The organism is Nocardia sp. GP40 (assembly GCF_050434125.1).
GTDB classification, from domain to species: Bacteria; Actinomycetota; Actinomycetes; order Mycobacteriales; family Mycobacteriaceae; genus Nocardia; species Nocardia albiluteola.
Window position 1 is genome coordinate 80,655 of sequence record NZ_JBNPVW010000024.1, and the last position, 20,310, is coordinate 100,964.

General features: G+C 65.7%; 26 protein-coding genes and 1 pseudogene. 18 read left to right on the top strand and 9 right to left on the bottom strand.

What is annotated here, in order from left to right:
• The first annotated feature begins 49 nt into the window (after positions 1-49).
• From ABH933_RS42865 to ABH933_RS42885, 5 genes are all read left to right on the top strand, one after another.
• On the top strand, positions 50-907 hold the full coding sequence (locus tag ABH933_RS42865; RefSeq protein ID WP_429428779.1) for a LysR family transcriptional regulator: 858 nt from the start codon (positions 50-52) through the stop codon (positions 905-907).
• A gap of 85 nt (positions 908-992) precedes the next feature.
• On the top strand, positions 993-1,211 hold the full coding sequence (locus ABH933_RS42870; protein WP_429428781.1) for a low temperature requirement protein A: 219 nt from the start codon (positions 993-995) through the stop codon (positions 1,209-1,211).
• A 697-nt stretch (positions 1,212-1,908) separates the two neighbouring features.
• Positions 1,909-2,133 (top strand): hypothetical protein, encoded by a 225-nt coding sequence (locus ABH933_RS42875; protein WP_429428783.1) that lies wholly within the window; start codon positions 1,909-1,911, stop codon positions 2,131-2,133.
• Positions 2,134-2,488: 355 nt separating this feature from the next.
• On the top strand, positions 2,489-3,001 hold the full coding sequence (locus ABH933_RS42880) for a hypothetical protein (RefSeq protein ID WP_429428785.1): 513 nt from the start codon (positions 2,489-2,491) through the stop codon (positions 2,999-3,001).
• A gap of 454 nt (positions 3,002-3,455) precedes the next feature.
• Positions 3,456-3,815: a hypothetical protein gene (locus ABH933_RS42885; RefSeq protein WP_429428787.1), complete on the top strand. Its 360-nt coding sequence runs from the start codon at positions 3,456-3,458 to the stop codon at positions 3,813-3,815.
• A gap of 226 nt (positions 3,816-4,041) precedes the next feature.
• Here ABH933_RS42885 and ABH933_RS42890 read toward each other — a convergent pair whose 3' ends face one another.
• Entirely contained in the window at positions 4,042-4,305 is a 264-nt protein-coding gene (locus tag ABH933_RS42890; protein ID WP_429428789.1) for a hypothetical protein, read from the bottom strand.
• Positions 4,306-4,474: 169 nt separating this feature from the next.
• Here ABH933_RS42890 and ABH933_RS42895 point away from each other — a divergent pair, with 169 nt between their 5' ends.
• Together ABH933_RS42895 and ABH933_RS42900 are read left to right on the top strand one after the other, a co-directional pair.
• The gene (locus ABH933_RS42895; RefSeq protein ID WP_429428791.1) at positions 4,475-4,840 is read left to right on the top strand and encodes a hypothetical protein; all 366 of its coding nucleotides are present in this window, start codon (positions 4,475-4,477) and stop codon (positions 4,838-4,840) included.
• 641 nt (positions 4,841-5,481) lie between these two features.
• Complete coding sequence (locus tag ABH933_RS42900; RefSeq protein ID WP_429428793.1) at positions 5,482-5,919, top strand: hypothetical protein; 438 nt, start codon at positions 5,482-5,484, stop codon at positions 5,917-5,919.
• On the opposite strand, the gene ABH933_RS42905 is transcribed toward ABH933_RS42900, so the two are convergent.
• The 3 genes from ABH933_RS42905 to ABH933_RS42915 form a co-directional block, all read right to left on the bottom strand.
• Positions 5,916-6,152, bottom strand: coding sequence for a hypothetical protein (locus tag ABH933_RS42905; RefSeq protein ID WP_429428794.1), 237 nt, complete (start codon positions 6,150-6,152; stop codon positions 5,916-5,918). The genes ABH933_RS42900 and ABH933_RS42905 overlap by 4 nt on opposite strands.
• A gap of 405 nt (positions 6,153-6,557) precedes the next feature.
• Positions 6,558-6,797, bottom strand: coding sequence for a hypothetical protein (locus ABH933_RS42910; RefSeq protein ID WP_429428796.1), 240 nt, complete (start codon positions 6,795-6,797; stop codon positions 6,558-6,560).
• The gene (locus ABH933_RS42915; RefSeq protein ID WP_429428798.1) at positions 6,775-7,230 is read right to left on the bottom strand and encodes a hypothetical protein; all 456 of its coding nucleotides are present in this window, start codon (positions 7,228-7,230) and stop codon (positions 6,775-6,777) included. Before ABH933_RS42915 ends, ABH933_RS42910 begins: the two co-directional genes overlap by 23 nt.
• Before the next feature lie 101 nt (positions 7,231-7,331).
• Here ABH933_RS42915 and ABH933_RS42920 point away from each other — a divergent pair, with 101 nt between their 5' ends.
• The 5 genes and pseudogenes from ABH933_RS42920 to ABH933_RS42940 all read left to right on the top strand — a co-directional run.
• Positions 7,332-7,928, top strand: coding sequence for a hypothetical protein (locus tag ABH933_RS42920; protein WP_429428800.1), 597 nt, complete (start codon positions 7,332-7,334; stop codon positions 7,926-7,928).
• Positions 7,929-8,075: 147 nt separating this feature from the next.
• On the top strand, positions 8,076-8,387 hold the full coding sequence (locus ABH933_RS42925) for a PadR family transcriptional regulator (protein ID WP_429428802.1): 312 nt from the start codon (positions 8,076-8,078) through the stop codon (positions 8,385-8,387).
• 398 nt (positions 8,388-8,785) lie between these two features.
• Positions 8,786-9,097 carry a hypothetical protein gene (locus ABH933_RS42930; protein ID WP_429428804.1) on the top strand — a complete coding sequence of 104 codons (312 nt, stop codon included), beginning with the start codon at positions 8,786-8,788 and terminating at the stop codon, positions 9,095-9,097.
• Between the two features lie 683 nt (positions 9,098-9,780).
• Positions 9,781-10,074 (top strand): hypothetical protein, encoded by a 294-nt coding sequence (locus ABH933_RS42935; protein WP_429428828.1) that lies wholly within the window; start codon positions 9,781-9,783, stop codon positions 10,072-10,074.
• A pseudogene (locus ABH933_RS42940) lies at positions 10,001-10,177 on the top strand (hypothetical protein); the annotation flags it as partial. The gene ABH933_RS42935 and the pseudogene ABH933_RS42940, both read left to right, overlap by 74 nt.
• A gap of 97 nt (positions 10,178-10,274) precedes the next feature.
• Here ABH933_RS42940 and ABH933_RS42945 read toward each other — a convergent pair.
• The 4 genes from ABH933_RS42945 to ABH933_RS42960 are packed head-to-tail and all read right to left on the bottom strand — an operon-like array spanning position 10,275 to position 13,622.
• Entirely contained in the window at positions 10,275-11,327 is a 1,053-nt protein-coding gene (locus ABH933_RS42945) for an aldo/keto reductase (RefSeq protein WP_429428806.1), read from the bottom strand.
• A complete protein-coding gene (locus ABH933_RS42950) occupies positions 11,324-11,566 on the bottom strand; it encodes a hypothetical protein (protein WP_429428808.1) in 243 nt (80 codons plus the stop codon). The genes ABH933_RS42945 and ABH933_RS42950 overlap by 4 nt, the downstream gene beginning before the upstream one ends.
• A gap of 3 nt (positions 11,567-11,569) precedes the next feature.
• Positions 11,570-12,139 (bottom strand): RBBP9/YdeN family alpha/beta hydrolase, encoded by a 570-nt coding sequence (locus ABH933_RS42955; protein ID WP_429428810.1) that lies wholly within the window; start codon positions 12,137-12,139, stop codon positions 11,570-11,572.
• Between the two features lie 16 nt (positions 12,140-12,155).
• The gene (locus ABH933_RS42960) at positions 12,156-13,622 is read right to left on the bottom strand and encodes an aldehyde dehydrogenase family protein (protein ID WP_429428812.1); all 1,467 of its coding nucleotides are present in this window, start codon (positions 13,620-13,622) and stop codon (positions 12,156-12,158) included.
• Positions 13,623-13,808: 186 nt separating this feature from the next.
• Here ABH933_RS42960 and ABH933_RS42965 point away from each other — a divergent pair, with 186 nt between their 5' ends.
• From ABH933_RS42965 to ABH933_RS42980, 4 genes are all read left to right on the top strand, one after another.
• Entirely contained in the window at positions 13,809-14,726 is a 918-nt protein-coding gene (locus ABH933_RS42965; protein WP_429428814.1) for a LysR family transcriptional regulator, read from the top strand.
• A 120-nt stretch (positions 14,727-14,846) separates the two neighbouring features.
• Positions 14,847-15,608, top strand: coding sequence for an SDR family oxidoreductase (locus ABH933_RS42970; RefSeq protein ID WP_429428816.1), 762 nt, complete (start codon positions 14,847-14,849; stop codon positions 15,606-15,608).
• 229 nt (positions 15,609-15,837) lie between these two features.
• Positions 15,838-16,776, top strand: a complete 939-nt coding sequence (locus ABH933_RS42975; protein WP_429455292.1) for an NADP-dependent oxidoreductase — start codon at positions 15,838-15,840, stop codon at positions 16,774-16,776.
• A gap of 14 nt (positions 16,777-16,790) precedes the next feature.
• Entirely contained in the window at positions 16,791-17,654 is an 864-nt protein-coding gene (locus tag ABH933_RS42980) for an LLM class F420-dependent oxidoreductase (protein WP_429428825.1), read from the top strand.
• Between the two features lie 475 nt (positions 17,655-18,129).
• Here the strand turns inward: ABH933_RS42980 and ABH933_RS42985 are convergent, their stop codons facing one another.
• Positions 18,130-18,453 (bottom strand): rhodanese-like domain-containing protein, encoded by a 324-nt coding sequence (locus tag ABH933_RS42985; RefSeq protein WP_429428818.1) that lies wholly within the window; start codon positions 18,451-18,453, stop codon positions 18,130-18,132.
• A gap of 88 nt (positions 18,454-18,541) precedes the next feature.
• On the opposite strand from ABH933_RS42985, the gene ABH933_RS42990 reads away from it, so the two are divergent.
• Together ABH933_RS42990 and ABH933_RS42995 are read left to right on the top strand one after the other, a co-directional pair.
• Positions 18,542-18,991 (top strand): MarR family winged helix-turn-helix transcriptional regulator, encoded by a 450-nt coding sequence (locus tag ABH933_RS42990; RefSeq protein ID WP_429428820.1) that lies wholly within the window; start codon positions 18,542-18,544, stop codon positions 18,989-18,991.
• A 418-nt stretch (positions 18,992-19,409) separates the two neighbouring features.
• Positions 19,410-20,240 (top strand): alpha/beta fold hydrolase, encoded by an 831-nt coding sequence (locus ABH933_RS42995; protein WP_429428827.1) that lies wholly within the window; start codon positions 19,410-19,412, stop codon positions 20,238-20,240.
• Positions 20,241-20,310: the final 70 nt, after the last annotated feature.

The following is a 20,310-nucleotide window of genomic DNA, read 5'->3' on the forward strand; positions in this document are numbered from 1 at the left end:
GCGGTTCCGCTGTGAAATGCCTGCCGGGCCGCGGCTATGCTCCGCAGGCATGGATGAGGACACGCCGCAGGGCCTCGAGATCCGGCACCTGCGCGCGTTCGAATCGGTGGCCCGGCTGGCCTCGTTCACAAATGCGGCCCAGGAACTCATGATCACCCAGCCCGCCCTGAGCCGGACGGTCCGCCAGCTCGAGGACCTGCTGCGGGTAACGCTGCTGGACCGCTCGACGCGCCACGTCGCCGTGACCGAGGCGGGGCGAGCATTCCTGGGGCACTCGGTGCGGGTGCTCGCCGAACTGGATCGGGCCGTCGGCGCGGCGCGGCGGCAGGGCACTGTCAAACTCGGTTTCGGCTGGCTGCTGCCGACGCCGTGGGCGCAGGACACCGTCGCGCGCTTCGAACACGCCACGGGCAGCTCGGTGGACCTCGTCCGCACCGACGATCCGCTGGCCGCGGTGCAGCAGGAGCAGGTCGACGTCGCGCTGGTGCGCGGCGACGTGCCGAACTCGCGATTGCGCGTCGTGCGCCTGTTCGAGGAAACCCGCGTCGCGGTCTGCTCCGAGCGCTGTGCGCTGGCCGGCGAGTCCGCGGTGGACTGGTCCGAGATTCCGGAGTGGCCGCTGGTGGTCAACACCGTCAGCGGCACCACCGGCCCCTGGTCGTGGCCCGACGGCGACGGTCCGGCAACCATCGTCGAGACCGCGAACTTCGACGAATGGATCGAGAGCATCGCCGCCGGGCGCGGCATCGGGGTCGTCCCCGACGTCGCGGTCCAGCGTCACATCCATCCCTCCGTCCGATTCGTGCCGATCACCAGCGCCCCGAAGATCCCGGTGTCCCTGGCCTTTCTGCCCGCCGCCAACGGCCCGGTGCTGCGCCGCTTCGTGGAGGCAGCGCTCGCGCACTGACCGGATGCTCATGCCGCGACCCAGCTCACGTCGTGGCTCGGCAGCGCCTGGTCGCCGGTGGCTCGCGTCGTTTACTGTCGGCGAGGTGAGCAACGATGAGGCCGAGCCGGTAGACGCCGCCGAGGGCGGGCAGGTGCGCGCCTCGACCCTCGAGCTGTTCTTCGATCTGGTGTTCGTCTTCACCATCACCCAGCTCGCCCACGTCTTCGGGCTGCATTCCGGCTGGCCCGCATTCGGGCGGGTCGTGCTGATGTTCGAACAGAATGGACCGCCAAACCCCTTGATTAGGAGTCGGATTACCTAACGGCGGTGCTTACCTACGCTGGGCACGATACGCGATGCCCATGTGCACGCGGAATTGCACGCGCAAATTCGTCGATCTTCCCGCTGGTTTCTGTCGAGTTCCCGCAGCTAGCCAGCTGTTTCCCGGTGCCAAGGCCCCGCGCCGGCCCTAACTAGTAGTGGCAGGACCACTGACTGAGCCCCGTTCTGCAGATCCTACGCGCCTGGCTTCCATGTGTTCGAGCAAAGGCCGTGCTACCAGGATCATCGCCCCCGCCGCCCATTACTCTGATTGGAAAACTTTCCTGGCGCATACCATCGATATCGAGTCGATCATTGGCGAGCTCGACACGTACGAGGTCACTTGGCGGATCGACGAATACGTGAACAACCCGTTCGATGAATATGACCACTCCACCTCTGTCGTGCTCGGCCCCCGTGATCGGCGTTCGCTCGCCTACAGCTACGGTCCGATGGCCGAGAGGGTTCCCGGATCCTTGCGGATGGAATCCATTCGGAGGCATCGGTAGTGCGGTGGCTGGCTCTGCGTGGTTGTCGCGGTATACACGCGCTGTATCACTCCGGGAGCGATGGACGGATCGCCGCCGATCCACCGTTCAAACCTGACACTGTCATGTACAGTGGTGCGCTCCGTGGCGTCGCGTTTATCGCCCCGGAGTTCTTGTCCGAGGTAACCGATCAGGACGACGCCGTCCGTGATGACGTTTCGGGAGCTGTCGTATTGGGCTGAGGGTGATGTGTTCGGGTACTCGGTCGCCCGTGGATCCGGCGAGGTAATAGGTTCCGGCGGCGGCTATTTCGGTTGGCTTGATGCCAAGGACTCGATTCTTGGTGACGCTGTTCTCGATGACATTCGAGAGTACGAGAGTCATCTCGTTCGACAAGCGCAGCTGTTCGGTGCCGGCTTCATCGGCATCGTGTGACTGACGGGCGGATGACTCGTCTTGTATCACCGATGCCTGTCGCTGTATTTGTAATGTTTGTTCCAGCTGAACAAAGGGGGCTGAGAATTGCCTGTTCTATCTGTTCCGAAATCCATCGATGCCCATTGCGCGTATTCGGTAGCTCATGGCTGGATGGCCGTGCCGGCCGTCGTGATCATCGATCGCGGACCGCTGGGGCCGGTCGCCGCGTGCCAGGCGTGTGCGGAGTTCTATCAACGCATGGCGAGTGCCTCGTGAGCATGCGCCCGCATCGCCGTCGACTGTGCGCCCGCCGACCATCGTGGGCGCTGCTCGACGGACAAATATGACTCGGTGCCGGGAGGAGGAGACCAGCATGACCGCCGAGCACATTGTCTGCGTGCATTGTGGCGGTATCTCTACCTCTCGCAGACATGATTTTCCGTGGTGCCAGCGGTGTGGGGTCTATCTCACGCTCGATACCGCGGCGGGCGAGTGGGTCAGCGTCGCCGAGAAGCTGTGGCGTGAGAACGAAGTGCGTAATGCCCGGTGGTGCGACCAGGCCCGCACTACCCTGCGCCACCAGCTCGAGGACGTCCGATGTGTTGTTCCCGACGGGTGGATCATGCACGTCTACGACCCTGTCCGTGGCCTTGCGTGCATCGATATCGCGCCGCCCGCCGGCCGGATCGACGTCTCCGCTCGCCTGTATCCGCCACACGACGGATTGCCCGACGGCTGGTATGTGCGCATCGACAACCGGACCCGGCACGTGGATTTCCCGTTGTACATCGCTGGCGGCGCACACGCCGCATTCTTCGCCACCGCTGCGATCGCTGCACGCAGGGCCGTCCAGACGGTTCGCGGCGAACTCCTTGCCTCTTATTGAGCAAGCGACCACCGAGATGGGGGAGTCCATACACTTCGGGGTCCATGCCAGTCAGGCCACGATCGTCATCCCGAACGACCGGCCCAGCGGCTGGCCGGGATTCCTGCCACCGACGAGGAAGCCGAACGGTTGGCCCAGGCGCTGCCCGAGTCCACCCTGGCATAGGCGATCGGCTCTTTCCGCTCTTTCCGCACGGCGGATGAGTCGGAGGGAACTCTCTGATCCTCGACATCTCCGGAACATCAAGTGCAGGTTCATCTTCGATCTTCGCGCAGGCCGTCCCGTCGCTTCTGGCGGTACTCGCCGCGCCCAGCGCCGACACGATATGAAGCGGCGCCGCAGTCGCCGCTGCGACAACGCGCGCGGTCGATCCGCTCCCGCTGCCCACCTCGTGCGGATGATCCAGGGGAGGCCCGGATACGTTGCCAGACAACATGATAGGAGAGCGCTCACCATGTTTTCAGTCGACGATGAAGACGGCCGGCCGGTCCCAGACGAGCAATATCGGGCGTTACGCACACTCTATGTGCGGTTGCGTGCGCTCGGTTTCGCGGCCACGTTCGACCCCAATGAGCTCGAGCACTACTTCGAGCCGGTCATCGACATCACCGTCGCGGGCCTTGCATTGAGCATCGAGCAACACAGCGGCGCGGATTGCGTCCACATCGAGCGTCGTGTGCAGTCCACCGATCAGGAGTGGCCGTACCTGGTCACGGTTGCCGAACGCCTCGACAACGACATGGTTCCCGCATTGCTGCTGGGTCTGCAGCACCCCTCACTGGCCCACGCCCACGACATCGACCCTCGTCAGTGAAAGCCGTCAACGCCATGACTCCATCACACGCCGACGAAGACCCTGCTGGAAGCTATTTCGATGCCTGGGGCCGACCGACCCCGCCCGGTGATTGGGCCTACGGCCTCGACGATTTCGCGATCCATTACGGTCCCGGGTGGTGGCCGTTCTACACCCACTACAAGCCCTTCGCGGCACCGCAGATCACCCAGCCCACAGGTGTTCGCCTCGCCCCGGACACCGAATACTATTCCTGGCGCAACGAATACGTGCTGCTGACGCCACCCGATACACGTGACTCGGCAACGGTTACCAGCGTGCTGCGGTTGTTCGTGCGCCGCCAGGGCGGCGGGGCGATCTGCGTGGATACCGGGATCGCCGTCGATATGCGCGCGAAAGCGTGCACATTCCCGACGATTGCCCGGAAGCGCTGCGCGATCAGGCGCAGACCAAGGGCGAGCGCATCCTGCGGTTCCTGCTTCATCACCGTGCCCGACGCCGTGCTGGACACACCCGCCCAATCACCGCCTACGACAAATGGATCGCCGCGTCGGGCGGCGCCACCGAACACTGACCGGCGCTCCGCGATGGCGACACCGGCCGTGTGTTTTCAGGGGCATGTCGGTCATTCGAGTTGGGTTTCCGGGGGCTCGGGTGACCGGTGCTGTGTCGGGTCTTCGATGAGTCCGGCCGTCGCCGACGCGTACCCGATCGATCCTCGCACCGGTGAGCGTCGCAGCGACGACGGTCTGTGCGACAGCTGCCGCGACGCCGCGATGCCCGGCATCCCGGCACTGGATCCCGGCTACGGGTGGGATGACGAGGTTCTGGCCTTCTGCTGCTACCTCACGCTCACCTACCCGGCCGCGGCGAAGGCGATGCTGCGTGAGCAGTACCGGCGCTCACCGCAGCATGTGCGGGATGTGATCGCGGCCTGGGTCCTTGCCCACCCGGCCCCGATGAACGACTGGGACCCGTCCGGCACGACCGAGGCCGACGACGATCACCCGGCCGTGGACGAGTCGTTGCTGACCCCCGCAGCCTGACCTGCTCACCCCGTCCGGCCGTCCCGCACCCTCGGGACGGCCGGACGGCCTGCGGCTCTCCGCGCCCACCGAGCGCTCGGCGACGCGGCCTACCTGATCACGACCGCCAACGGGCACGACGTTGCCCGGGTATACGGGTGGCTGTTCGACAACGCATTCCAAGCGGTGGAAACCCTGCTAGTCGTCCGGGCGGGCGATCGCGCACGTACCGCCGCCCGGTTCGGGCGCACGTCCCCGTAACCCGGCGTGCCGGTAGGTGTGTCGGCGCGGCAAGCACGAAGGCTTGCCACTCGTAGCCCGCGGGTTCGGGTGGCCGGTCAAGACCGCGCCGACACCGCGTCCGACCGGCACAGGGACAGTAACGGCCCACGACCGGACGCGCACCCCTCACTGTAGACGCCGCACCCGGGGACGGTTCCGGCCCAACCGGGAACACCGGAACCCGGCCGCGTTCTTCTCGGACGCGCATCACCGCGTCCGCAGACGCGTCGTCCGATGCTCTCGGGCGCATCAGGCCGCATCGACCCGGGCGTCGTCATGCGACGCGTACGACCCCACCACCGATGCGAGGCCGTGGACGGTACGCGTCAATACGTATCGGTTTTATTTGTCGGATCAGCATTTGGAGTGAGGAGTTTGCCATGGTGGCGTATCGAGGGAAAACCGATTGCACGTCGAGTCGATGCAAACGAATCCGGTACACCGACCAGAACGGTTCGATGATTTCCCGGTGTTTCGACTGGCACTGCTGCTACTGTCACGGCCTTGCCGACTCGCTCGGCGTGTGTTTCGACCGCTGTTCCCGCTACCAAACCGCCGAACAGCAGTTCGTGTCGACGGTCGAGCTGATCCACGCTCTGGCTGCCCTCAGCCCGATACCGATTCCCCGCCGTGTCCGTATTCTGTTGAATCACCGCCATGCCAAGATCTGGGGGTACCGGCCTTCCGATGTGCTGCCCGATCCGGACAAACGAAACCCACCCCTCCAGCTGGGCGATGAGCAGAGCCAGGCCGACACCCCCGCTGCAGGTCCTGTGGGTGGACGTAATCGACCCGCTGTTGCTGTGTCGATCCGTTAGTCGCCAGGCCCTCGGGCGGTCAGGACGGTCCTGAGCACGTGCTCGACCGCGGACTCGAACAACGCTCCCCGTAGCTCATTTCGTGCAGCGAGGTTGCGGGTGGCGAGGTCGAGCATCTGATCGGGAGTCAAGCGGCGCACTACCAGGGCGGCAACGTCTTCCAGATCGAGGTCGCTGTTCGCGTTATCCAATCTGGTCAGGGCGAACGAGACGACGATTTCCTCGTCGGTCATACTTCGCCTCCGCCGTTCGCTCGTTCGACCACGCCGTGGTAGCCAGGCCCAATACTACGGCGTTGGTCGATCGGTTCACCCTTCCGATGGATGGTGGGACCGGTCGGGTTTGCACTCAACGGCTGGTCCGAGACGCACGACGTCGAGCAGCGCGCACCAACTCGACGGCCCGGAATCCAGCGCGGCGACGAACGAGTACGGCCAGCCCGGGATCAACTGGGCCGAGCCCTTCCCGCGCCCGTTGGTGTGGCAGAAACACCGGTCGGCGCTGGTCGCGGCGGGCGCAGCCACGGCGACACATCGACCGCGAGCCGGATCCGGCCGTCACGGTCGCGGGGTACTGGCGTCGCTGTCACCGCGCGCCGCAGCCGGGCCACGTCCACACCACCGGCGGCGAGCGCGTCGTTAGTGGCCGCCGTGACCACGTCGGTGCTCCGGGGTCAGTGACACCCCGACCAGCGTCGTGACCGGGCCGTCGCTGCACAACACCGCGTCACACAGTTCGAACAGGCCGTCCGCTCGGCGGGTGAGGCTGTCGTAGAGGTCCTGCCGGAACGCCGCGAGGTCCCCGCCTGCGTGGTCGTGGCCAGCTCCCGCAATGGAGCATGAACGCGCGGTCGGCTCAGGATGCGGTGTGCTGAACATGGACCTGGGGATAGGGTGTGGGACCGATCAGCAGCGGTTCGGGATGCCCCTGGGTCACGTGGTCGGCGAACGCGGTGAGGTAGGCGTTGATTATGGCGAGCGCTTCGGTGCCGTCGATGGGACCGAGCGGGATCTGGGAGCGGATCGGTGCGGCGAGGTAGTAGCTGCCGTAGTCGCTGAAATTGAAGTGCTCGGCTCCGGTGATCTGGTAGCACCAGGCGCCCCCGCTGCTGGCGGCCAGCAGAGTCCGGGCAGTGTCCTGGCTGGCCTGGTCGCCGGTGCTGGCGGGTTGGCAGGTACTGGTGATACAGGAGTTCTGACTGCCGATGAGCATCATCGGTTTGGCAAGCCCGGTATGGACGACCGTGCCGTACTGGGTGCCGTCGAGGTCGGCCGCGCCGACGCAGTGCGGGTCGGTGTGGCACGCCTCCAACGCGGCGGCCCCGCCGAAGGAGTGGCCGACGTAGACGACGGTGTTGGACCGACAGCACCCGTATCGATCCGCTCGCTCCGCAACCGGGTAAGCCGCGGGAGTTGTCGGTCTGGCTGTGGTATCCGGGTGTCCCCGGCCCCGGTGCGCAGCGCGCGCCCTACACCCCGGGCACCTGGGCGGGACTGCATGTGAGCGGCCCGGCCAGGCTCGGTGAAACCAGCTTCGCCGACGTTCGTGGCCACTCATTCGCCGACGTTCCGATCTCTACCGGCAGGTTCCCCGTCGTCGTGCTGGAACCGGGCATGGGCCTCGCCGCGCCGCAATACACCACGCTCGCGGAAAACCTGGCCAGTCACGGCTACCTGGTCGTCGGCGTCACCCCCACCTACAGCGCGAACCTCACCGTCCTCAACGGACAGACGGTGTCCGCCACCGCGGTCGGCAAGCCCTCGTCGACCGACGCCACGGACGAGCACGCCGGCCCCGCCCAGGCCGACGGCGACCGATTGGTCGCCGTCTGGGCGGCCGACGACCGATTCGCCGCAGCGCAGGCCACGACGCTGAACACCAGCGGCCGCTTCGCCGGGCGCATCAACGCCATTCGACGATGGTCCGGCCGACCTGGTAGGGACCGGTCGGAGCGGGCAGCGTGGCAGGCTGCGCGGCCCGGATCGCGACGTAGCCGACGTAACCGCTGAGTACGACAACGAGTGTGAGCGCGATCCAGACAACCCACCGCAGCCACCGGCGTTTCTGCTTTCCTTTTGTGCCTTCACCCATGCCTGGATAGTACGCGACGCGTAGCATCGAGTCGCGTACTATTGTCAGGGCATCAAGGAGGACGCATGCACAGCAACGACGCGCAGATGCTGGTGCTCACCGCGCTCGCGGGCGGCCCGCTGCATGGGTATGCCATCAACACGGCGATCGAGAAGCTGACCGGGACCCGGCTCGGCCCGGGAAGTCTGTACGGCGCGCTCACCCGCCTGGAGGCGCGGCAACTGATCGAACCCGTCCCGGACCGCTCGGACGCGCGGGACAGGCAGCGCCCCGTTCGCATCACCGCGGCCGGGCGGGAGACCTTGCATGCGGAACTTGAACAGATGGCTCGGGTCGCTCGAGCCGGGCTGCGCGCGCTGGGGGTTGCACCGGCATGAACGTGCCCGCGCTTCTGCTCCGGCCCTACCCGCCCGGGATCCGCGAGCGATGGGGCAGCGAGATCGTGCGCGAGGCGCGGCTGGCAGGGCCTCGGCGAGTTCTGCGAGTTAGTCCTGGCGGGCAGCAGACATCCCGCAATCTCGTACGAGGCTTCCAGTTCGCGCACCTTGTCCGCGCGGCAGGTGATCCCCCACAGGATCTGCCTGAGGTGGCGGTCACTACCGGAACACTGACAAGCCCGGACCCGAGTGAGTCGAGATGATTCAGCCGGTGGCATCGGCTCTGCGTCGGGCACGACCACCAAAGCTGGCACCCGATGAGCATCGTTCGGTTGTGCTCGTGCGGGCGCGTCGCGCCGGGGACCGGCCCGGCGTCTTGACCGTCACGAAGGCCCTTATTGCCTCTGGCCTACGGCTACGTGCGCGATGATCTACTCGATGATCGCTCCCCTGGTTCGAGTGAGGACAAGCTGCGTGAGACCGCCCGCTCGCTCGGCTACGAACTGGGAACGGTATTCCACGAGCCCGAACCGCAGAATGCGACACTGCCTCCCGCGTTCGCCGATCTGGTCCAAGAATGCCGACGCGCAGCAGCCCACGCGGTGATCACTGTGCGTGGGCACATGTCGCACATGCCCGTATGCCGGATGGTGCTGTTATCGATCCTCGACGTGCGAGCCGACGCCACAGTCCACGAAGTCTCGGTATAGACCAGGATTTCACCAGGGCCGGGCCTGGGCGGAAGGCCCCGGCACAAGGCACTCCAGAGCCTCCCTCGGCCGCGAGCCCGCAGCGGCAACAGAGCCACGGCCTCAATTCCACCCCAACCGGGCCGACAACCTCCTGCGCCAGCGCGGGCAGGTCATTCCACTGTCGTTATCCGAGCAGACTCGCGCCTCTACTCGGCGGGGGCGGTGTCCTGCTCGCTGGGCAGGGATCGCTTGTTGTACCAGTCCTGAGCGTCCTGCTTGCTCATGTCGAGCGCTTCGCCGATGGCGCTCCAGCTTGCGCCGCCCGCGCGGGCGGCGCAGATCGCCCGATACCGGGTGACCGCCAGCTGCTCGCCTGCTTGAAGCTCGACACATCAGCCAGAGCATTACCGACGCTTTGGCGTTCGCACTTTCCCCATCGGCTCACAGACCGATGGGACTTCACCGTATCGAAGGTCCCCGACAACCGGGCCGACCAGTTCGCCGTCCTGGTCCGCGAGTTCCTCTGCGCCGACCAACAGGCACGACGCGCGGCCTGACCATCGGCGACCGGTCGAAGTCCGATCCGGCACCGGGGTCTACGACCGCAATAGTCCGCAAGTCCAGAAAATGATCTTGTTCGCCCGAAAGGTGGAGATAGTGACCGCAATCAACGTTCCCGACGGGCAGGACGGGGCTTCGACATGGACATGATTCGCGTCCGGGTTGTCGGCACGGAGCAGTTGGTCGAGGCGATCCCCACGCTGGTCGGCTACCGCCCGGCCGAGGCGCTGGCCGCGGTGATGACACGGGCCGGAGCGGTCGCGGTGACCGTGACGTGCCAGCTCCGGGACCTTGACAGCGACGAGATCGTGCGCGCTGCGACGCGCGGCCCGATCGGCAGAAGCCGGCGCGGCCTGTCTGGTGGCAGTCGCGTCCGATCGGTGCGAACAGGTCATCGAGCTGGCCGACCGCGCGGCAGGCGCGCTCGCCGCTGACAGTGTCACCGTTGCCCGTTCGGTACATGTGTTCGCCCTGGAATTCGGGGCGGTCTGGACCGATCTCACCCACTCCGGGACGGGCGGGACGATCGGCGACCCGTCCGCCAGCGTTGTCGCCGCCCGCAATGCTGTCGAGGGGAAGCCGACCTTCGGCAGCCACATCTCTCCTCCATGCTTTTACGCTGCGGCACACAGCGTTACGACCGAACCGGCCCCGTGCCGGCGCCGGATGCTGTTATCGCGGTGGCGATCTCGTCCAGATCGTTCGCGTCGAGTTCGACTGCTCCCGCGCCGATCCACCCGTCGACCTGCTCCGCTTTGCGGGCGCCGACAATCGCGCCGGTAATGCCGGGCCAGCTCAGCACCCAGGCGATGGCGATATCGGCGACACCGACCTCGTGCCGTTCGGCTATGGGGCGCAACGCGTCTGCCAGCTGCAGGTTGGCGATCAGTCCGCTGGTGAAGTCGGTGTGCGCCGAACGCCAATCGTCGGCCGGCAGCTTCGCCGCACGCTCGGCGCTGAAAGCGCCTGAGAGCAGCCCTGATTGCAGCGGCGAGTAGGTGATCACGCCGGTGCTATTGGCGCGTGCCCAGGCGATCTCCTCAGCCGCGGACCGGTTGATCGCCGAGAACGGCGGCTGGATGACATCGACATGCGAGACCTGCTCCGCAGCCTCGAGCAAATCGGCGGTGTGATTGGACAACCCGATCGCCCGCACCTTGCCCTCGGCCTTCAAATCGGCCATGACCTGCCAGTACTCCTGCAGCGGGGTGGCGTTGGGCGACACCGCGCCGAAGCCGTCACCGGCGTACTCAAGCGATTCGCCGGTGTCGGGGTAGTGCACCTGGTACAGGTCGATGTGGTCGACTCCCAACCGCCGCAGGGAGTCTTCGACCTCGCGCCGCACGCTGGCGGGCTTCATGATCCGCCGCGGCGCGGCCGACGGATTCTCCGGGTCCCAGACCAGGCCGACCTTGGTGAAAATGTACGGGCGGTCAGCCAGCGGCAAACCGGCGACAGCCTTGCCGACCAATTCCTCGGAGTGGCCGAGTCCGTAGACGGCGGCGGTGTCGATCCAGTTGACGCCCGCGTCGAGCGCGTGCCGGATGGCGGCGACGGACTCGACGTCGTCGGTGGCGCCCCAGCTGAAGGTCCAGCCCGAGCCCGAAACGGCCCAGGAGCCGAAGCCCAATCGGGTGATGTCCATGCCGGTAGTGCCGAGCGGGCGGGTGGGCAGCTTGTCGGTCATTCTTCTTGTCTCTCTGTGGTGTGGGTGAAGAGCCAGCCATGGAAGTGGCTGGTCAAGGCGGGCATGACAATCCAGACCATCGCCGCAACGGCGATGGGGATCAGTACGGCCAACCGAACCGGGACAGGCAGCTCACTCAGCAGCGGCCCGGTGAGGGTGGCGAGGGCGGTGATGATCGGGTAGATACCGCAGACGGTCAGCAGCCACAGTTTCCAGCGCGCGGGTTCGATCCTGGTCATAGCTCAGGCGAGAATGTCCAGGACCAGCCGCGATGCCTCGGGAACCGCGATGTGATCCTCCGGATAGGCGCCCAGGTGCCCACCGTCGGGGAGCACGACCGCGGTGGCGCCGAGCTCGCGGACCAGCACATCGAGGTGCGCCAATGGATTCGGGGCATTGACCGGATCATCGATGGCAATCAGCGCCCGGAACTGACTGGCAGCGGCGCGGATTCGAGTCCAGTCGAACTCGCGCTCGAAGAACTCGGCGAGCAGGTCGTAGCCGACCTCGTGTACCGAGGTCGAGACCAGCACGACTCCGGCGAAGACCCCGCTCGCCACGTCGTATTGTTCGAGGAACCGCAGCACATTGACCGCGCCGATACTGTGCCCGACCAGTACGGTGTCCTGGGCCGGCGCGGTGGCGACGCTCGCCAGTGTCTCGATCCACGGCTTCACCTGCGGTGCTTCCGAATTCGGAAGATCGGGGATGACGACCTGATGCCCGGCCGTCTCCAGTTCGGCCCGAAAGGTGGGGAACCAGACGCTGTCGCTGCGCGCCCCGAGTCCGTGCGATACAACGATGGTGCTCATATGTTTCTCCGATATCTCAAAAGGGCAGTGCGGCAGGCGCATCGGTCTGCTGCAACAGCCGGGACTGGGTGAAGAATTCCGGATCCCAATGGCTGCCGAATCCGCTGTCACGGAAGCTGCTCACCGGCGAGAACGGGTCTTCGTCCACGGTGTGGTGGTTGATATGGGTGGTGCCGTGCCGCAGCCGCCGCGCAACGGCGAGGGCCCGCGCCCGGTCACTGCTGAATACGGCGCTGGCCAGCCCGTAAGCGGTGTCGTTGGCCAATGCCACTGCGGCGTCGTCGCTTTCGACGGTGTAGAGGCAGCCCACCGGTCCGAAGATCTCTTCGTGATAGATCCGCATGTCCGGGGTGATCCCGGCCAGCACAGTCGCAGGAAAGACTCCGTCAGCTGCCGCGCCGCCGCCGACCAGCAGGGCGGCACCCTTTCCCGTCGCGTCGGCCACCAGGGCGGCCACCCGTTCCACGGCACGCCCATTGATCAGCGGACCGACAACGGTGTCCGCATGCGACGGATCACCCTGGCCGAGCAACCGGGCCCGCTTTACGAATCGACTGGTGAACTCTTCAGCAATGTTCTCGTGCAGGATGATTCGGTCCACACTCAGGCAGATCTGCCCCGAGTTCATGAAGCGGGTGAACAGGATCTGTGCAACCGCCTGATCCAGATCCGCGTCATCGAGCACGATGATCGGATTCTTGCCACCCAACTCCAACACCACGGGCGTGAGGTGTTTGCCTGCCAACTCCCCAACGATCTGACCGACCCCGGTCGATCCGGTGAACCCCACCCGCCGCACGCGCGGATCCCCGATCAAAGCCGCCACCACCTCGGCAGCATCCTCCCGATCATTGGTCACCACATTCATCACCCCGGCCGGCAGACCCGCCTCGGCCAGGACATCAGCGAGGAACAGCCCAGACGTGATCGGCGCATCCTCACTGGGCCGCAACACCACCGTGTTCCCCACCGCCAGCGCCACAGTCACCGCCCGAATCGCCAATACCAGCGGCGCATTCCAGGGCACGATCGCCGCCACGACTCCCGCTGCCTCGTAAGCGATCTCGGACCAATCGCCGGCGGCCGGTGGCCGCGGCGCTTCGACGCTCCGACAGGCCGCGGACTTGGTGGCCTCCTGCATGAGCCGGGCAGCGCCGAGAATATTGAACCGGGCCCACTTCGCCGTCCCACCGGTCTCATGACGCAGGATGTCGGTGAACTCCGCGAGCCGGTCGGTCAACAACCCGGCCGCTCGATCGAGTACGGCCTGGCGATCGGTGGCGGGCGCGGCGGCCCAGGCTGGAAATGCCTGTGCCGCAGCATCCACAGCGCGAGTCACATCCACGGCTCGGCCCGCGGCAACCGTGGCGTAAACCTCCGCCGTATAGGGATCGATATCGGCCGTCTCGCCGCCGTCGGCCGCGGGTACCTCGGTCCCGCCGATCAGCAGTCCGCGCCGGACAACTCGTGATTGCTCACTCACTGTGAAATCTCCGTCGTCGATTAATGCCATGAACTTCTCTCCCATCCTGAAACACCTGGTAGGGAAAGGGGAAACAACAGGTTCCCGCCTCCTCACAAGGTCTACTTGTGGCAGCAACTCGCGGACTTCCACCGGCTGCGGCTCCGTAGCCATGGACCACTGCGGCCGCCCGTTCTAGAGTTGGTTGTGACCTATCTCGACACCCAGCACGTTCGCTCCTTCGTTGCGGTGGCCCAGCAGGGCAATATCACCCGAGCGGCCGGAGACCTGCATCTGACCCAGCAGGCCGTCTCACTGCATATTCAGCAATTGGAGCGCACCCTCGGCGTCGCATTGCTGGTGCGCACATCACGCGGCGTAATCCTCACTGCCGCAGGCGAAGAGCTCGCCCGTGGCGGCGCGGAATTCCTGACCGACCTCGCTACGCTCGCCCTCCGGGTGCAGGCGGTGGCCCGGCGACAGGAGGGCCTGCTCCGCTTGACGTGCTGCCCCTATGCGACAACGCTCTTCGCCGCACACATCGCCGACGCGATGGAAGAGGCGGTCCCGGGCATCGATGTGGAACTCCTGACCGTTCCCTCCCAGCCCGCCGAGATGGACCTGCTGCTGCGCGGCGACGCGGACGCCGGGTTCATGTGGCTGCCGGTCGGCGATGACCGGCTCAATCACGCCTACATCCGCCGTGACCACCGCACCGTTGCGGTGGCGGAGGGACACCCGCTCGCCGGTCGCGACTCGGTCACGCTGGCCGAACTCGCGGACGATCCTGTCGTGCTGCCGAATGTTCTCTTGTCCGAGACCGCCGTTCGGCATTGGCTGGCCGAACCGCGGCCGGGCGGGAAGCACGCGGTGCGGGGACCCGTCACCCCGGAGATCACTGACGCGCTGCTCATGGTCGCCCGAGGCCGAGGGGTGTGGCTGGCCCCCTCGACGGTGGGCGACTGGGTCACGATGCCCGGTATCTGCTGGGTTCCCGTGGTCGACGCCGAACCCAGCTACCTGGCCGTCGTCTGGGTGCCCAGCGCCCCCACCGAACTGATCTCGCGGCTGGTCAGCGAGGTTCGGGCCATTACCGGCTGGATCGACGAGCCGGCCTACGCCTGATCGGGGGCCACAAGCACTCCTTGTGCCGATGCCGTAATCGCTTGTTTCCGTAAATACTTTCTGGCACAGCATGATTGATGAGTTCTCTCCCAAATCCGACTGTCGCAGAAGGGCCGGTTCGTGACGCCTTCCTCCGAACGACCGCGCGATCTCCAGGGCAAGGTCGCGCTGGTCGTCGGCGGCAGCCGTAATCAGGGCGCGGCCTTCGCCCAGATGATCGCGGCCCGCGGCGCGACCACGATCGTCAGCTACGCCCACGACGACGCGGCCGCCGACCGATTCCTGGCACAGCTGAGCGAAGACTGCGACGCGGTCGAGGCGGTGCGTTCGGATGCGCGTGTCGCGGCCGACGTGACAATCCTTTTCGAAGGCGTGATCGCGCGCCATCATCGGCTGGACATCGTGGTGCACACGCCCGGCGCCATCCTCCGGAAGAGCATCGCCGATCTCACCGACAACGACTTCGACCATCTGATCGACGCCAATACCCGCAGCGCCTTCCACACACTGCGCGCCGCCGCACACCACATTCACGACAATGGCCGCTACGTCGTGCTCTCGACCTCCTTGACCGCCGGGCCCGCAACCACTTACGGCCTCTACGCCGGGTCCAAGGCCGCCGTCGAGCGAATGGTCGCTGCCGCGGCGAGAGAACTCGGCCATCGCGGCGTCACCGTCAACGCCGTCGCGTCGAGCCCGGTCGACAACAGCTTCTTCCGTGCCGCGCAGCCGCCCGAGGTGATTATCGAAGCAGCACTGCGCAATCCGAGTACCCGCCTAGCCACTGCCGCCGATGTCGCGTCGGCTATCGGATGGCTGATCAGCGAGGAAGCCCGATGGATCTCGGGGCAGACTGTGTACGCCGACGGGGCAGAGTTCTGACCGTCCCGACATCTCGGGGTACGACACGTCCGTCGAGCACACCGGTGAGGTTCGATGGATGTGTTCCTTCGACACCACCACCGAGGATGGTCGACAGCTTTGCCGATGCGCTCGTCGAGGAGATGCGGCACGCCTGAGCTTCGGTGAAATGCTTACTTGCTATTAGGGTTTCGAACGAGCGACAGGGTATAAGGAGGAGCAGTTGATCGGGACTATGATGCGCGCGGCTGTGATTGATCGTTTCGGGCCGCCGGAGGTCCTGCACATCGTGGAACTGCCGGTTCCCCAACTGTCGGCGGGTGAGGTGCTCGTGCGGGTGCACGCCGCCGGAGTCAACGCGATCGACTGGTTGAGCCGGGGCGGCGACGGTCCGGGCGGCGCCGATTTTCCGGTTGTTCTCGGGTGGGATGTGTCGGGCACGATCGCGGCCCTCGGCGAGGGAGTGACTGGTTTGGCCGAAGGCGACGAGGTGTTCGGGATGCTTCGCTTCCCGTCGTTGGCGGGCGGTTATGCCGAGTACGTCGCAGCCCCTGCCGACCAGGTGATCATCAAGCCGGGCAACGTCGATCACCATGTCGCGGCAGGCGCGCCGATGGCAGGGATCACCGCGTGGCAAGCGCTGTTTCGCCAAGCGGGCATCACGCCCGGTCAACGGGTCCTGGTGCACGGTGCCGCAGGTGGGGTCGGTCATGTCGCCGTCCAACTCGCGAAACTCGCAGGGGCGGAAGTGATCGGCACCGCCTCCGCTCGCAACCACGACTTCCTTACCGAACTGGGAGCCGACCAGGTGATCGACTACAACGACCACAGGGTCCGTGACGAAGTGTCCGATGTCGATGTGGTCATCGAGCCCAGGGGTGGCGCGGACTTCCTCGACTTGATCGAGGTGGTCCGTCCCGGCGGCGTCATCGTCACTCTCAAAGGTGAGCGGCCGGAATACCGCGATCCGCTGACCGCGCGAGGTGTGCGCGGTGGATACGTCTATGTGGGCCCGGATCGTCAGGCGCTCAGCGAGATCGCACGCACTCTGGGCGACGGCGCGCTCCGGATCGAAATCGAGCGGACGTTGCCGCTGGCGCAGGTCGCGACCGCGCACACGATCGGTGAGGCGGGCCATGTGCGGGGACGAATCGTGCTCGACTTGACGAGGAAAGAGCCGACGGCATGATTGCGGCGACACCGATGCGGTTCGGTGCGGTATTCCCGCACAACGAGATCGGCGCCGATCCCGGCGCCGTGCGTGCCTGGGCGCAGGGCGTCGAGGATCTGGGCTATCACCACATCCTCGCTTTCGATCACGTACTCGGGGCCGGAACGACCAACCGGCCCGGCTGGCGTGGCTACTCCAGCGAGCATCGGTTCCACGAAGTCTTCGTGCTCTTCGGGTATTTGGCTGGTCTCACCACGACGATCGAGTTGATGACCGGTGTGCTGGTGTTGCCGCAACGGCAGACCGCGCTGGTCGCCAAACAGGCGGCGGAGGTCGACGTGCTCAGTGGCGGTCGGCTTCGCTTGGGCGTCGGGCTCGGCTGGAACCAGGTGGAGTACGAGGCACTCGGTCAGCCGTTCTCGCACCGAGGCGCGAAGCTCGGGGAGCAGGTGGAGCTGCTGCGTGCGCTCTGGGCGCAGCCGACGGTCAGCTACACCGGGCGGTGGGACGAGGTGGTCGACGCCGGGATCGAGCCGCGGCCGACGCGCGGCACGATTCCGGTGTGGTTCGGCGGGCATGTGGAGGCGACCCTGCGCCGAATCGGTCGGATAGGGGATGGGTGGCTGCCGCACATCGCTCCGGACTCCACGGCCGGGGCGATGGTCGAGCGAATGCGCGGCTACGCGCTCGATGCCGGCCGCGATCCCGGTGACATCGGACTGCAACCACGACTCACCCTCGCCGCCACGCCCGCGGACACACGAGTCGAATACGTGAACCGTTGGCGCGCTTTGGGTGCGACCCACTTCGATATCGACGCATTGGGGCTGGGGTCATCGTCGGTGGATCAACACTTGGCGGTACTCGAGGAAACGATCGCAGCGCTGGCACCGTAATCGGCTGCTGACATTCCATGCGGCTGTCTGCTGACTGCGTCTGGTCATCGCAGGTAGCGGCAGTCAGATTTCGTCGTGAACTATGTTAGCTGAAATCCGTTGTCGCCACGGCGGTTCGAAGTAACCCCGACGCCCCCTGATCGGCATGTTCAGTTGTAGCTGGAGGTGAAACCGGAGCTGAATTGGTGGGCTTTCGAGCTGCATGACACCTCGGCACGAAAGCTGGCGATGATGACAACACGGGCACAGCAACGGCTTTCGACGATCAGGCTTAGGAACCATGATCATCACGGAGTCGAGGCTGTGCCCGCGCCAGCGATACCTTGCGCAGCGGCTCGGCTGATGCCGAAAGCCTTCGAACAACGGGTCGATATCCGTTGTTCGAAGGCATGCGGCATATAGAGTTGGACCAGAATTACGCTGGCGAGCCGAGTCTCTCGCCGCAGCAATTCAGCCTGTCTGGGACAACTTCCGCTCAGCTTTCGATGGGCAGCCCCGCCTTCGTCCAATCTTCGATACCCTCACGGTATTTGCGGACATTCGTGTAGCCTAGCCGCTCCAACTTGGTCGCCACATTCTGGCTGTTGGGGCACGCGACATTCGAGCAGTACGTGACGATTGCCGCCGCCCGATCGGGAAGCAGTTGAGCCGCACCGCTTTCCACCTCGGCCTCGACCAGCGCGAGTGCGCCGGGCAGATGCGCCTTGGCGTAGTACTCACCGCCGAGCGCATCCAGAACGATCACCGATCCGGCCTCGATCTCTTTGGCCAGCTCATCGCGAGTGATCAACGTAGTCATCAGTTTTCCTTTCCCGAACACAAAAAGTATGTGCGTGTGCACGCTACTATATATGTGCGTGTGCACGCAACCGGTTATGCTGGGCGATGTGCCTCACTCCCCGAACCGAACCTACCCGGCCGTCTCCGCCTGGGCCGCGCTGCTGCAGGTGCACGCCAAGCTGGTACCCGAGCTCGACGCAGAGCTCCGCCGCGCCACCGGGCTGCCGCTGAGCTGGTACGACGTTCTACTGGAACTCGCTGGGCCGCAACGCCTGCGGATGAGCGATCTCGGAGAACGCGTGGTGCTCAGCCGCACTCGGGTCAGTCGGCTGATCACCGAACTGGAGTCACACGGCCTGGTGCGGCGCGAATCCAATCCCGACGACGGGCGCTCGGCCTTCGTCAGTATCACCGAGGACGGGCGAAGGCGCTTCCGCGCAGCAGCCCCGCACTATCTCGCAGGTATCGAACAGCGCTTCGGCGGCCGGCTGGACACCGCCGAACTCGACGCCGTCGCGACGGCGCTGCTCAAGGTGCTCGACCCCGTCGACCATTGAGCCTTTCCGGGTAGCGGAAGCCCGGAGCATCGAGCACCAACCGCGCGAGGTGCACCGACACCGAATCTCGAACCACGGAGGAAGTCCAACCAGCGGAAAGGCGAACTCGCGCAACTTCTGCTGCGGACGTCGGGCATTCCGCTGCCTGCTGAACGGTGCATGTTGGCGCTTCGTTCAGGCCTCCGACGGGCCCGTGACGAGGCTTGGGATCGAATCTGGATGAAGTTGGAACGTTTCGTCGTCGGCAGGCCTCTTCCTTGAGAACGGTTTCAACGACTAGGGAAGGTGGCGAACGGTGGAGGTGAGCGTTCAAGCGATGGAAGATCAGGTGCGAAGGCCTCGGATGCGGCGCGTGCTTCGGTGGAGCTTGGCGGTGGCCGGCTCGCTGCTAGCACTGATAACGGTGTCGGCAGTGGTGATGGCATACGCGTATTCGGCATCCGGGGTTGCGAATCCGACCTCGCGGTACCTCTCGACGGTCGACTCACGATTCGTCGACACCGCACTGGCGCGGTTCCATTACGTCCAGGCGGGCACGGGCTCACCGGTGGTACTCGTTCACGGCGGCGGTGAGTGGGCGTACTCGTACCGGAACTCCATCGGCGAGCTGGCGCGCACCCATACGGTCTACGCCGTAGACCTCCCCGGACATGGTTACACCACCCTGCACAAGGGCGGCTTCAGGTTCGACCTGCCCTCGATGACCGACAGCCTCGCGGTCTTTCTCGATGCGCTGGGTTTGCGAAAGGTCAGCCTGGTCGGGCACTCCTGGGGTGGCGGATGGGCGCTGCGCTTCGCCGAGACCCGTCCGGAACGAGTCGACAAACTCGCGCTGATCGACAGCAGCGGTTTGCAGGTCGAGGACACCTGGGATTGGCGAATGCTGGAGTACCCGGTGCTGGGCGAACTGATGATGAATCTGGCGACACGGGACAACATGAAACCGTTGCTGCTGAAGGCGTTTCACGAACCGTCGCGGGTGATCGGTGATCAAGAGATCGACGAGTACTGGGCGCCGGCCTCCCAGCCGACCGCACGCTCGGCGATGCTGAGTCTGCAACGTAACCAGGACTGGTCGATCTCCGAGCACGACCTGTCGCTGGTCAGGGCGCAGACACTGGTGCTCTGGGGAAGTGACGATGTCGGCTGCCAGGAGAAAGGGTTCTGGCGCGGGAAGCGTGACGGTGCTGGTGGGCGTGTTGGTGTTCGACCGTGGCCGATGGTAATAGTGACATGCGTGCGCTGGTGATCTTGTTCGAAAGTTGTTGCCACACTTGGATTCCGTGGTGATCAGCGACGTCCGGAGCGACGCCGATGGG

Excerpts from the sequence above, each read along its gene's own strand:
- ABH933_RS42865 (WP_429428779.1), top strand. The coding sequence starts at position 50 with ATGGATGAGGACACGCCGCAGGGCCTCGAGATCCGGCACCTGCGCGCG.
- ABH933_RS42875 (WP_429428783.1), top strand. The coding sequence starts at position 1,909 with ATGACGTTTCGGGAGCTGTCGTATTGGGCTGAGGGTGATGTGTTCGGG.
- ABH933_RS42880 (WP_429428785.1), top strand. The coding sequence starts at position 2,489 with ATGACCGCCGAGCACATTGTCTGCGTGCATTGTGGCGGTATCTCTACC.
- ABH933_RS42885 (WP_429428787.1), top strand. The coding sequence starts at position 3,456 with ATGTTTTCAGTCGACGATGAAGACGGCCGGCCGGTCCCAGACGAGCAA.
- ABH933_RS42895 (WP_429428791.1), top strand. The coding sequence starts at position 4,475 with ATGAGTCCGGCCGTCGCCGACGCGTACCCGATCGATCCTCGCACCGGT.
- ABH933_RS42900 (WP_429428793.1), top strand. The coding sequence starts at position 5,482 with ATGGTGGCGTATCGAGGGAAAACCGATTGCACGTCGAGTCGATGCAAA.
- ABH933_RS42905 (WP_429428794.1), bottom strand. The coding sequence starts at position 6,152 with ATGACCGACGAGGAAATCGTCGTCTCGTTCGCCCTGACCAGATTGGAT.
- ABH933_RS42910 (WP_429428796.1), bottom strand. The coding sequence starts at position 6,797 with ATGTTCAGCACACCGCATCCTGAGCCGACCGCGCGTTCATGCTCCATT.
- ABH933_RS42925 (WP_429428802.1), top strand. The coding sequence starts at position 8,076 with ATGCACAGCAACGACGCGCAGATGCTGGTGCTCACCGCGCTCGCGGGC.
- ABH933_RS42935 (WP_429428828.1), top strand. The coding sequence starts at position 9,781 with ATGGACATGATTCGCGTCCGGGTTGTCGGCACGGAGCAGTTGGTCGAG.
- ABH933_RS42945 (WP_429428806.1), bottom strand. The coding sequence starts at position 11,327 with ATGACCGACAAGCTGCCCACCCGCCCGCTCGGCACTACCGGCATGGAC.
- ABH933_RS42950 (WP_429428808.1), bottom strand. The coding sequence starts at position 11,566 with ATGACCAGGATCGAACCCGCGCGCTGGAAACTGTGGCTGCTGACCGTC.
- ABH933_RS42955 (WP_429428810.1), bottom strand. The coding sequence starts at position 12,139 with ATGAGCACCATCGTTGTATCGCACGGACTCGGGGCGCGCAGCGACAGC.
- ABH933_RS42980 (WP_429428825.1), top strand. The coding sequence starts at position 16,791 with ATGCGGTTCGGTGCGGTATTCCCGCACAACGAGATCGGCGCCGATCCC.
- ABH933_RS42985 (WP_429428818.1), bottom strand. The coding sequence starts at position 18,453 with ATGACTACGTTGATCACTCGCGATGAGCTGGCCAAAGAGATCGAGGCC.
- ABH933_RS42995 (WP_429428827.1), top strand. The coding sequence starts at position 19,410 with ATGGCATACGCGTATTCGGCATCCGGGGTTGCGAATCCGACCTCGCGG.